Source organism: Pseudomonas sp. 39004 (assembly GCF_028682155.1).
Lineage (GTDB): Bacteria > Pseudomonadota > Gammaproteobacteria > Pseudomonadales > Pseudomonadaceae > Aquipseudomonas > Aquipseudomonas capeferrum.
In genome coordinates this window covers 20,951-32,421 of sequence record NZ_JANIAG010000051.1, presented here as the reverse complement: position 1 = coordinate 32,421, position 11,471 = coordinate 20,951, and the positions used below count along the sequence as shown (strand labels likewise).

General features: G+C 62.3%; 9 protein-coding genes. 2 read left to right on the top strand and 7 right to left on the bottom strand.

Translation table 11 applies throughout. The annotated features are described in order from the left end of the window. From ureC to NP534_RS11625, 5 genes are all read right to left on the bottom strand, one after another. The coding region (ureC, locus tag NP534_RS11645) for an urease subunit alpha (protein WP_274098786.1) at positions 1-1,329 on the bottom strand (1,329 nt) is incomplete at its 3' end. Next, positions 1,326-1,643 carry an urease subunit beta gene (locus NP534_RS11640; RefSeq protein WP_186655819.1) on the bottom strand — a complete coding sequence of 106 codons (318 nt, stop codon included), beginning with the start codon at positions 1,641-1,643 and terminating at the stop codon, positions 1,326-1,328. The genes NP534_RS11640 and ureC, both read right to left, overlap by 4 nt. A gap of 19 nt (positions 1,644-1,662) precedes the next feature. Continuing rightward, complete coding sequence (locus tag NP534_RS11635; protein WP_033698369.1) at positions 1,663-1,965, bottom strand: urease subunit gamma; 303 nt, start codon at positions 1,963-1,965, stop codon at positions 1,663-1,665. 10 nt (positions 1,966-1,975) lie between these two features. Continuing rightward, the gene (locus tag NP534_RS11630) at positions 1,976-2,809 is read right to left on the bottom strand and encodes an urease accessory protein UreD (RefSeq protein WP_274098785.1); all 834 of its coding nucleotides are present in this window, start codon (positions 2,807-2,809) and stop codon (positions 1,976-1,978) included. 242 nt (positions 2,810-3,051) lie between these two features. After that, positions 3,052-3,966: a site-specific integrase gene (locus NP534_RS11625; protein WP_033698373.1), complete on the bottom strand. Its 915-nt coding sequence runs from the start codon at positions 3,964-3,966 to the stop codon at positions 3,052-3,054. 827 nt (positions 3,967-4,793) lie between these two features. On the opposite strand from NP534_RS11625, the gene NP534_RS11620 reads away from it, so the two are divergent. Then, complete coding sequence (locus tag NP534_RS11620; protein ID WP_274098784.1) at positions 4,794-6,593, top strand: ABC transporter ATP-binding protein; 1,800 nt, start codon at positions 4,794-4,796, stop codon at positions 6,591-6,593. A 92-nt stretch (positions 6,594-6,685) separates the two neighbouring features. Further along, complete coding sequence (locus NP534_RS11615) at positions 6,686-8,197, top strand: MFS transporter (protein WP_274098783.1); 1,512 nt, start codon at positions 6,686-6,688, stop codon at positions 8,195-8,197. A gap of 10 nt (positions 8,198-8,207) precedes the next feature. Here NP534_RS11615 and NP534_RS11610 read toward each other — a convergent pair whose 3' ends face one another. Further along, positions 8,208-8,798, bottom strand: a complete 591-nt coding sequence (locus tag NP534_RS11610) for a TetR/AcrR family transcriptional regulator (RefSeq protein WP_274098782.1) — start codon at positions 8,796-8,798, stop codon at positions 8,208-8,210. 146 nt (positions 8,799-8,944) lie between these two features. After that, a complete protein-coding gene (locus NP534_RS11605) occupies positions 8,945-11,338 on the bottom strand; it encodes a TonB-dependent siderophore receptor (RefSeq protein ID WP_274098781.1) in 2,394 nt (797 codons plus the stop codon). Positions 11,339-11,471 lie beyond the last annotated feature (133 nt).

The following is an 11,471-nucleotide window of genomic DNA, read 5'->3' as shown; positions in this document are numbered from 1 at the left end:
CTTGACCGCGAAAAAGGCCGGCGCCCACAGCACCAGGTCGGCCAGCTTGCCCACCTCCACCGACCCCACCTCATGGGCAATGCCGTGAGTCAGCGCCGGGTTGAGGGTGTATTTGGCGATGTAGCGCTTGACCCGGAAGTTGTCGCTGTAGCTGCTGTCGGGGGCCAGTGGCCCACGGCGCAGTTTCATCTGGTGGGCTACCTGCCAGGTACGCAGCACCACCTCGCCGACCCGGCCCATGGCCTGCGAGTCGGACGAGGTCATGGCGAAGGCGCCCATGTCGTGGAGGATGTCTTCGGCAGCGATGGTTTCGCGGCGGATGCGCGACTCGGCAAACGCCACGTCCTCGGCGATGCTCGGGTCCAGGTGGTGGCAGACCATGAGCATGTCCAGGTGTTCGTCGACCGTGTTGATGGTGTACGGCAAGGTCGGGTTGGTCGAGGACGGCAGCACGTTGGCCTGCCCTGCAGCGCGGATGATGTCCGGCGCATGGCCGCCGCCAGCGCCCTCGGTGTGGAAGGTATGGATGGTGCGGTCACCGATGGCCGCCAGGGTGTCTTCGATGCAACCGGACTCGTTGAGGGTGTCGGTGTGGATCGCCACCTGGATGTCCATCTCCTCGGCCACGCCCAGGCAGCAGTCGATGGCCGCCGGGGTCGAGCCCCAGTCCTCGTGCAGCTTCAGGCCCACGGCACCAGCGGCGATCTGCTCGCGCAACGCCTCGGGGCGCGAAGCATTGCCTTTGCCCAACAAGCCGATGTTGATCGGCAGGCTGTCGGCCGCCTGGAGCATTCGCGCCAGGTACCACGGCCCGGGCGTGCAGGTGGTGGCATTGGTGCCGGTGGCCGGCCCCGTGCCGCCGCCAATGAAGGTGGTTACGCCGCTGGTGAGCGCCTCCTCCACCTGCTGCGGGCAGATGAAATGGATGTGCGAATCGATACCGCCGGCCGTGACGATCTTGCCTTCAGCAGCGATCACTTCGGTACCCGGGCCAACCGGCACGGTGACCCCCGGTTGCACATCGGGGTTGCCGGCCTTGCCAATCGCGGCAATGCGCCCGTGCTTGACGCCGATGTCGGCCTTGACGATCCCCCAGTGGTCGATGATCAACGCGTTGGTCAGCACCAGGTCCATGGCCTCGGCCGCCAGCATCTGGCCCTGCCCCATGCCGTCACGGATGACCTTGCCACCGCCAAACTTGACCTCTTCGCCATACACCGTGAAGTCCTTCTCGACCTCGACCCACAGCGCGGTATCGGCCAGGCGCACGCGGTCGCCGACGGTAGGGCCGAACATATCGGCATAGGCGCGACGGGAAATACGGCTCATACCCTGCCCTCCAGTGCGCCCATCACCTTGCCCTGGAAGCCATACACCTCACGCTTGCCGGCATAGGCCACCAGTTGCACGGTGCGGGCCTGGCCCGGTTCGAAGCGCACGGCGGTGCCGGCCGGGATGTCCAGGCGAAAGCCCAGGGTGGGCGCACGTTCGAACACCAGTGCGTCGTTGACTTCGTAGAAGTGATAGTGCGAGCCGACCTGCACCGGTCGGTCGCCATGGTTGGCCACACGGACGCTCACCGTCGCACGGCCGCTGTTGAGTTCGATGTCGCCGGCGGCGACCTGGATTTCACCTGGGATCATGCGGGGCTCCTGGCCGGGTTCAGACGATGGGGTCATGCACGGTCACCAGCTTGGTGCCATCCGGGAAGGTCGCCTCGACCTGCACGTCGTGGATCATTTCGGCGATGCCTGGCATGACCTGCTCACGGTTCAGCACTTCGCGGCCCAGGCTCATCAGCTCGGCCACCGTGCGGCCATCACGGGCGCCTTCGAGCACGGCGGCACTGATCAGCGCCACCGCTTCCGGGTAGTTGAGTTTCAGGCCGCGGGCCAGGCGCCGCTCCGCCAACAGCGCGGCGGTGAACAGCAGCAGTTTGTCTTTCTCTCTCGGGGTCAGCTCCATGGCGCTTCTCTCAGGTAGCCCAGATACGCGGCGGGCAAGCAGGCAGGCCGATAACGGCCGGGCGCAGGACATGCCACAGGCGTTGCAAGGTGTGTTGCAGGTGTTGGTTGTCGTGGTCGAGCAGGCGGATCACCAGCAGAGACCCAAGCAAGGTCGCCCCAGCGGGATTGTCCAGTTCGTCGAGCAAGGCCCGGACGTGCTCCAGCAGTGCGGGGTCGGCCGGGCTCGCGCAGAAGGTGGCCAGCAGCGGGTGGCCGGCGAGCTTGTCCAGTTGCCCACCTTCGATGCGCAGCCGTTCGTACAGGCCGGGGTCGTCGGGCATTTCGATGTGCAAGCGGCTGTCGAGGGCGCCGTGATCGAAGCGTTCGTTCATGACCGGGCGGCCCAGGCACAAGGTTTCCCAGGCCAGCAACCGGGCGCCCGGCGCCAGGGTGAAACGGCTGTCGAGGCTGGCGCGGGCACCGGCGAAGAAGATGCTGTCCTGGGGCAACCATTCCAGGGTGCTGTCGGCGCCCAGGTGAAAGCGCTGGGCCAAGCGCGCGGTCGGGCCGATGCTGCGGTAGAACTTGCTGGCGCCAGGCATGGTCAGCAACGCATGGCTGCCAGGCTCAAGGTGGATATCCAGCTCCAGCCGGTCGCCGGCGACGATGCCACCAGGCGGGTGCAGCACATACACATGGCACGGCGCCCCCTCAGGATAGAAAGGCCGCTGCACCAAAAGAGGTCCGAAATGCCGCCGCGCACCAAGGCGGGTCACATCGTCGCGTCGGCTAAAACGCAACTGCAGGTAGGCGCTCCAGCCCGCATCGTCTTGCTGTTGTTCGATCTGCTCCGCGAGCGACATCCTGCGGCCCCTGAAATCCGTGACCTGACGGCCGTTTAGAGGGTCAGGCAGGCGGCACTGAAGCGCTGCCAGCCTGACCACTCGATCAAATTCTCAGGCTGGATATAGCAGGTTGCGGGCCAACTACGCAGGTGAACGAAGATGAAACCGTCAGCGCAGCCGCTCTGGCATCGGGCACACGGGGCTACGGCGCACAAAGCGGGGGCGCGCGCAGGCCCTGTTTCGGTGCCGGGCCAGCGGTTTCAGTAGTCGAAGCGGTCTACGGCCCGCCGGCGTTCGTTGTCATCGCGGCGGTCGTAACTGGCGGTGGTCTGGATATTGGCATGGTGCGCGAGCTTCTGGGCAATCGACAGGTCGTGCTCTTCGATCACCCGGGTGATGAACGCACGGCGAAAATCATGAGGCATGATCTTCACGCCAACCTGCGCACCCCGCTGGCGGGCAATGTAATAGATCGCATGCTTGGTGATGCGTGCGCGGGTAATGTGATTGCCGCGGCGAATGCGGTTGAACAGAAATGGGTCGTCGGATGCGCCCTCCGGCAAGTCATCGCGGCGCAGGTCCAGCCACGCCTGCAGCTTTTCGAACGCCCAAGGTGGCGCGTACTTGATCAGCTGCCGGTTGCCCTTGCCCAGCACCTGCAGGCTGCGGGCTTCGAAGTCTACCTGGCTCAGGTCGATGTCCACCGACTCCGACTTGCGCATACCGGTGCCATACAGCAAGGCGATGATCGCCGCGTCGCGCACGCCTTGCGGCCGGGGATCGGCGGCGCACACCTCCATCAACTCGCGGATCAAGCTGCGGCGCAGGTTGCGCCCCGGTGGCAGGCGGCTGCCGGTGGCGGGCTTGACCTCGCGGATCCTCAGCAACTGTTCGTGGTCGATCAGGCCCTGGCGCCACGCCTCGTTCATCACCCCGCGTATTGCATTCACATACAGCGACGAACTGTTGGGGGCATAGCCATCTTCACGCAACGCAGCCACCAGGGCGATCACGTGGCCAGGGTCGAGCCGGTGCCACGGCACATCGACGATATTGCAGTCGGCAAAGCCCAGCCGGTCAGCGGCGTCCTGAAGGATGTAGCGCATGGTTTGCTGGCTGGAGGGGGCCAGGCGGGCCATGTACTGCAGCAGGGGGTTTTTCGAGAAATCGGTCACAACGTGAATCCTGTAGCGACGCTTGGACCGGTACGGGGACAGGCACAGCGCTAAGCGAGTCGGTGCATGGCCATCACCTTGATATTCAAGGAGATGTGCGAAGGTTCGGGGCGTGATCTTACCCCAATTGACAGCAGCTGAATGAAAGAAGGACTGCCGGCTGGTGTGGTGTTTCAGAAGTACCAATGAAAATTAGCTACCCAAGGCCCGTGCCCCACGGGCGATGGAGGCCAGGGTGTCGATCGAGCGCCGCGCGGGCGGCGCTCGATTTCCGCCCCACCTCCAAACCCAAGACAGGCACCTGGCCCCCATCACCCTATCTCCCGTCAAGCACATAGCAGCCCCACTCCCCAACATTCCGTGAAAATCCACACCGCGGCTTCTTTGACACCTTTGATATCGGGTACAGGAGCGCTTCGCACTCCATCGCGGGACAAGCCCGCTCCCACAAAATGGACTGCCCACCGGCGGTTGGCCATCGCGGCCATTGCGAGAGCAACTGATAATTGAATAATCCCGCTCTTAACAGGCTATGAGTGGCGTTGGGGACCACGACAACTTGCCGTCCACTGGCACCCGCAGAACCGCAAGGCCACCTACCCACGCCAGAATCCTGGATTTCTTTGTCACCCTAACCTCCCTTTACACCGGGAACAGCAGCCCGGTTCATCCCTTCGCAATTAATAGACTAAGCACTTAGTCTAGAATACACTCGCGCCGACGGAAGCGTCCAGGGTGCCGAAGCGGCCCCCTGCTCAGGGATATCGCTACAAGGAACGCTCACCAAGGGTGGGCAACCATTCAGTGCCTACAGGGCCGGAATAAAAATGACTGAACATGGCATCGCAAAAGCTGACACCTACCATGACCTTGCAGCCAAGCATGTGTCGGCAAGCCGGATCATCGCGTTGTTCATCCCCTATAAACTGCAAATAGCACGGGTCGTCTGCCTGATCCTGGTGTGCTCTGCGATCGGCATGGCGTCCCCTTTCCTGCTGCGGGCGATCATTGACGAGGCTCTACCTGACGGGGACTTGCGCCTTCTTGTGTACCTCGCGGGGGGGTTGATTGGCGTTGCCGCTCTAACGGCTGGGCTGAACACTCTGCAGATCGTCATGTCGACCAAGATCGGCCAGTCGATCATGCATGACCTGCGGGTGAAGCTTTACTCGCACTTGCAATCGCTTTCCCTGTCGTTCTTCACGGCAACACGCTCTGGCGAAATCCAATCACGCATTGCCAGCGATATCGGGGGCCTGCAAACACTCGTCACCCATACTGCCAACGAGTTGGCACGTAACTTCAGCATCGTGGTGATGACAACCATTGCCATGTTTCTACTCGACTGGCGCCTTGCGCTGTTTTCGATGATCGCGGTGCCGATCTCGATCCTCCTGAGCGACCGCGTCGGCAAGCTGCGGGAAACCATTACCCACGAACAGCAGGTGCGCCTTGGCGATATGTCTGCAGCGGTGCAGGAATCGCTGTCGATTTCGGGGGTGATCCTGGCGCGTACCCTCGGCCGCGCGGCACATTTGACCCAACGCTTCACCCGCACCTCGAAAGAGGTCGCCAGCCTTGAGGTCCGCTCCCACACCGCAGGTGAGTGGCAATGGCAGTTGATCCTGCTGATGCTGTCGATGTTCCCGGCGCTTACCCTGTTGCTGGGCGGCCTGTTGCTCAATGCTGGGGTACCGGCGACCATCGGCACGCTGGTGGCGATGATCGCCCTGCAGGAGCAGTTGCTCTGGCCCTTGGAAGGCTTACTGGAAATCGGCCGTGAAATGCGCACCACCCGCGCCTTGTTCACCCGTGTTTTTCAGTACCTTGACCAGCCCGTGGAGATCACCGAACAACCTGATGCCATCACCTTGGATCGCCTGCACATGCAAGGCGCAGTGCAGTTGAAGCATGTCAGCTTCTCTTACCCAGATAACCCGCAGCCAACACTGTCGGATGTCTCGATCGATATTCCAGCCGGCTCCAGCGTCGCCATCGTAGGTTCAACAGGGTCGGGCAAGACCACGCTGGGTTATCTGCTGGCGCGCCTTTACGATGTCAGTGCTGGTGAAATCCGTTACGACGGCGTGGACGTACGCACGCTGAGTTTTGAAACGGTGACCGATCTGCTTGGCGTGGTGACACAGGAGCCGTATCTGCTCTATGCCTCGGTGGCAGAAAACCTTCGCTTCGCAAAACCCGACGCCACCGATGAAGAGCTGATCGCGGCGGCCAAGATCGCGCAAATTCACGACAGCCTGTCGGCCTTGCCCGACGGGTATGACACGCTGGTTGGCGACCGCGGGTACCGGTTCTCGGGCGGTGAAAAGCAGCGCCTTGCGCTCGCCCGCACGATCCTGCGCAACCCTCCGATCCTGCTGCTCGATGAAGCGACCAGTGCGTTGGACACAAAAACCGAACGCGCCATGGAAGTTGCCCTGGCGGCCCTGGCTAAAGGCCGCACCACAATCACCATTGCCCACCGCCTCTCCACCATTCGGCATGCTGATCAGATCGTCGTTCTACAGCATGGCCGCGTTGTTGAATGCGGAACGCACACTGAGCTGGAGCAGCTCAACGGTGTTTATGCTGGGCTCATCGCTAACATGAATTCAAATGCCGCTTGACCTCACCTTAACCTGAGGTTTTATAAGGGGTGTCGGTTTGCCTTCGCAAACCCTGCTCGCCGCGGCGGGTGAACGATCGAAGTGGAGCCGACATGAACAAGCATCACGCCTCACCTGCCCAAAGCGCGCAATCCGTGTCAGAAGCAGGCACACCTGTGGATAACCGCCCGGCCAATGCTGGCTGGGCTGCCCTGCTGTCGGGCGCGAATGGCGTGCGCTCGCTCGCGTTGGCCGGGGGCGTGGTGCTGCATGCGGTCAACGTCTACATTGCGACCACTATTTTGCCTTCAGTGGTCAAGGACATCGGCGGTATCGACTATTACGCGTGGAATACCACGCTGTTCGTCGCGGCCTCGATCCTCGGTTCAGCGCTCTCGGCCAGGTTGCTTGGCGCCGCTGGGCCACGTGGCGCCTACATCGTCGCCACACTGGTGTTTGCCTGCGGCGCGCTGCTGTGTGCGTTTGCCCCCTCGATGCCGATCATGTTGGCGGGGCGGCTTGTTCAGGGGCTCGGCGGGGGTTTTCTGTTCGCCCTCTCCTACGCCATGATCCGGCTGGTTTTCGACGAGGCCTTATGGCCACGTGCGATGGCGCTGGTCTCGGGCATGTGGGGAGTGGCGACGTTGGTCGGCCCTGCGGTCGGCGGTATCTTCGCTGAACTCGGCGCGTGGCGCGCCGCGTTCTGGTCACTGATCCCGGTCGCCGTGTTGTTCGCACTGCTGGCTGGCGTCGTGCTGCCCAAACGCCATGCTGAACGGTCAGCGCGCGCGCCGCTGCCACTTGCCCAATTGGTGTTTCTGACCTCGGCAGTGCTGGCCGTTTCGGCCGGCAGCGTCTCGCCAAGCTTGCCCTGGAACATCGCCGGCCTTGGCGCCGCCGTTATTCTCACAGCCTTGCTGATAGGCACCGAAAGCCGCTCACGGCATAGGCTGCTGCCGGCAGGTGCATTCAGCCTCACCTCTGCGTTGTGCGCCCTGTATGCGACGATGTCGCTGCTGGCCGTCGCTGTTACCAGTGGCGAGATTTTCGTGCCGCTGTTCCTCCAGGTGCTCCACCATCAGTCCCCCCTCGCCGCCGGCTATCTCGCTGCGCTCATGGCTGCCGGGTGGACGCTCGGGTCCCTCGCCAGTGCCGGGGCGAGTGATAAAGGCATCAGGCGCGCCATCCTCGCCGGCCCAATCCTTGGGTTGGCCGGCATGGTGGCGCTTGCCATTCTGATTCGAAGCGAAAGTGCAGGCGGCTGGCTGACGATCACGCCGATCTGCCTGGCACTGGTTGCGATCGGGTTGGGGGTGGGCCTGGCCTGGCCGCACCTGCTGACCCGCGTGTTTCAGGTCGCCTCGGCAGGCGAGCAGGACTTGGCTGCGGCGTCCATCACCACCGTGCAGCTGTTCGCCACAGCACTCGGCGCGGCGCTGGCCGGCATGGTGGCAAACCTTGCCGGGCTGACAGACCCAGGCGGTAGCCTGGGCACGGCGAGCGCTGCAACTTGGCTGTTCGGCGTATTCGCTTTCGCGCCCCTGTTCGCCTTGTTTGCTGCCCAGCGCGTGATCCGGCTTCACGGCGAATCAGGGCCCCGGGCACAACAGGCCTGCACCCGTTAGCCCAAGGGCATTATTCGAGAAACCGCCGGATCATGCGCATCAACGTTGGCGTATAGGCTTTGAGCTTGAAATCGCGGTCCAGTACAGAGCGCGAGACGGCTCCGTCAATGAGCGCGAGCAGCCAGGTAGCAGCGATTTTCGGGTCCAGGGCGGTATCAATCTGGCCTTGGGCGATCCCCCGGCGCAGAAGAGTAACCAGATCGCCCTTGATCGAAGCCTCGCTGGCCGCGAACAAGGTGGCCATCTCAGGGTTGCGCATGCTCTCGGCAACGACCTCGACCCCGATCTTGGCGTAGACCGGGTCGGCGCACTGCTTGAGCAGGCCTTTTGCCAATTGTTCGATAGCCACAATGGCATCGGGCTCGTCGGCAAGTTGGGCGAAGCGTTCGCTCATTTCACGTCGGTCTTCCTCCACAATGGCCTCAATCACTGCCTGTTTGTTGGGGAAGTAGTGAAACAGGTTGCCTGGGCTCATGCCCGCTGCGGCACAGATCTCGTTGGTCGAAGTGCCGCGGAAGCCTTTCTCGGCAAAGCACGCCACAGCGGCTTCGAGGATGTGCTGCAGCTTGGCCTGGTGTTTCTCAGGGTCGACTTTTCTCATGCTTTCTCCAGGGATGCAGAAGCCGACCTGCAACGCTATTCATTAGATCGACTACTTAGTCTCTCATTTGAAAAACCGCCCACACAAGGTTGTCGTCGAAGCCGCCGTGCATGCCCGCCATACGGCGGGCACCGCAAAAGCCTGCGTTACCAGTTGTAACTCAACTTGGCCGTGAATTCGCGCCCCGGGTTGTAGTAGTTCGCCGTGCCGGAACCCACCACATGCTGCTCATCAAACAGGTTGCTGACATTCAGGGCAAGGTCGGTGCCCTTGGCAATCCGGTAGTTCAAAGCCGCATCAAACAACGTGGTCCCATCGCTCTTCTTGGTATTGGCAGCATCCATGTAATAAGCCCCCACATACCGCGCGCCCAGGCCGACGCTCACGTCCGTGTCAGGAATGCTGTAGTAGCTCCACAACGACGCCGATTGCTTCGGCGCGGTGGTAAATTCCTTACCCTTGAGCGACGAGCCGTCATACAACGCCCCGCGCAGCACTTCGGACTCCATATACGAATACGCCCCGATCACGCTGATGTTCTGCGTCACTTGCGCCTTGGCTTCCAGATCAAGGCCGCGCACACGGGACTCACCCACCGTCTGCTGCTCGATGATGCCGCTCGGCAGCACCACGGCGATGGTGACGTTTTCCTGGGTCAGGTCATAAATGGCAGCGGAGAACAACGCGTCCATGCCCATGGGCGAGTACTTGATGCCCACTTCGTACTGCCGGCCGGTCTGCGGGGTGACGCCGACCTGGGGCGGCGAGACCGATTCGACCATGCTTACGTAGGTCGAAACCTCATCGTTGACGATGTAGGTCAGCGCACCGCGGTAAGAGGTTTCGGAGAAGTTGTCGCGCTCACTCCCCACCGTGCCGATGTACTCCTTGCTGGACAGCTCCATGGAGTCATTACGCACGCCCGCAGTAGCGATGACGCGGTCGTAGAACGACAGGTTCTGCTGCAGGAACACCGCCTTGGTCGTGGCGTCATTCTTTTTGCGGGTATAAGGCGTGATGCCGCCGGGCACACCGGTGAATACCGGGTTGGCGATATCGATCGAAGGCGCCAGGCCATAGACGGAGCTTTGCTTGGTGGTCGAGTCCAGATATTCCACACCCACCAGGGTGCTGCTGTCGATGTGCTCGAACTGGGCATCGTACTGCAGCATCAGGTTGCCGTTGAGCTGGTCGGCGTCGCTGTCGGTACCAAACACGTAGCGTGGAATGGTGGTGCCAACGCGCGTCGGGCTATCGCTGAGGTAGGCGTAGCCAAAGTCATCGCTCAACTCGCTGTAACGCAGGTTGCTGCGCAGCACGAAGCCGTTGTCGAAGTCGTGGGTGATGTTACCGCTGAGGCTGGTGCGCTCGACGTTGTGGAAGTTGTAGCTGGGCTCACCGTAGAAATCGCTGCGGTCGTATTCCTTGTCCAGCGGGTAACCACCGCTGTTCGGCGAACTGTCGGTCTTCAGGTAATCCAGAATCACGGTGGCCGAGGTGTAGTCGGTGGGCGCCCAGGTCAGGCCACCCATCACGAAGCGGTTGTCGTCCTGGGAATGGTCGTACTCGCGGTCGCTGTTCTGCATCTTGGCGGTGAAGCGACCGGCCAGGGTTTTTTCGTCGTTCAGGGCATCGCCTACGTCGATGCCTGTTTCGGCATGGTCATAGGAGCCGTAGGTCACGTAGCCTTGGCCGAACTGCTCGAAGCGCGGCTGTTTGGTCACGAAGTTTACCGAGCCGCCTGGATCTGCCGGGCCAAACAGGGTGGAGTTGGCGCCGCGCAGAATCTCGATGCGCTCGTAGGCGAACGGGTCTTCACGCACGCCGCGCATCGAGCTCAAGGTCAGCCCATCGCGGTAGGTCGTGGCCTGGAAGCCGCGGATCTGGAAGTAGTCGTTGCGGTCGTCCGAGCCATAGAAGTCGCTGATGACGCCGGGGGTGTAGAGCAGCGCCTCTTCCGTGGTGCTGACACTGCGCTGCTCCATTTCCTTGCGGGTAACCACAGATACGGACGCAGGTGTGTTGAGGATGCTGGTGGCGACCTTGCCACCCACCCAAAGCTCCTTGGCAACCACCGAGTCGGTGTCGTCGTCAGCACTGGCCTTGACCTTGGCATTGATGATGACGGGCGCAAGGCGATAGTCCTCGGTCGCACCCAGTTCGAGCGGGCCGGCAGGCTTTACTTGCGGGATCACCAGATAGGCGTTCGGGCCTTGCTGCTGCGCCTGTAGCTCGGTGCCCTGCAACAACGACGACAGGGCTGCCGGTGTTTCGAGCGGGCCTTGTATGCCTTGGGTCGTGCGGTCGGCGATGCTCTGCGCATCGTAGGAAAGGCTGACACCTGCCTGCCGCGCAAAGCGGTCAAGCGCCGGCGCCAGCGGGCCGGCAGGGATGCTCCACTGCTGCAGCTGGCTGTTGTGATCAGCGGGCAACGGTTGCGCAAGCGACGGCAATGCATAGCTGCTGACAACCAACCCCAGGAAGGCGCCGTGCAAGGCTCGATTCAAGGGATGGCGCTGGGGAACCGGGGTCGAACTCATTTTCTCGCTCCGTGGAGTGCTGGCGGACTGGCCTGTATTCCGGCCTTCCCTACAAGCCGAACGAGAATGAGAAAACACCTCATTTATTTTCAGGCTAGCTACGCACCCACGTCATTCGCGCACTGTCTATCGA

Excerpts from the sequence above, each read along its gene's own strand:
- NP534_RS11640 (WP_186655819.1), bottom strand. The coding sequence starts at position 1,643 with ATGATCCCAGGTGAAATCCAGGTCGCCGCCGGCGACATCGAACTCAAC.
- NP534_RS11635 (WP_033698369.1), bottom strand. The coding sequence starts at position 1,965 with ATGGAGCTGACCCCGAGAGAGAAAGACAAACTGCTGCTGTTCACCGCC.
- NP534_RS11630 (WP_274098785.1), bottom strand. The coding sequence starts at position 2,809 with ATGTCGCTCGCGGAGCAGATCGAACAACAGCAAGACGATGCGGGCTGG.
- NP534_RS11620 (WP_274098784.1), top strand. The coding sequence starts at position 4,794 with ATGACTGAACATGGCATCGCAAAAGCTGACACCTACCATGACCTTGCA.
- NP534_RS11615 (WP_274098783.1), top strand. The coding sequence starts at position 6,686 with ATGAACAAGCATCACGCCTCACCTGCCCAAAGCGCGCAATCCGTGTCA.
- NP534_RS11610 (WP_274098782.1), bottom strand. The coding sequence starts at position 8,798 with ATGAGAAAAGTCGACCCTGAGAAACACCAGGCCAAGCTGCAGCACATC.
- NP534_RS11605 (WP_274098781.1), bottom strand. The coding sequence starts at position 11,338 with ATGAGTTCGACCCCGGTTCCCCAGCGCCATCCCTTGAATCGAGCCTTG.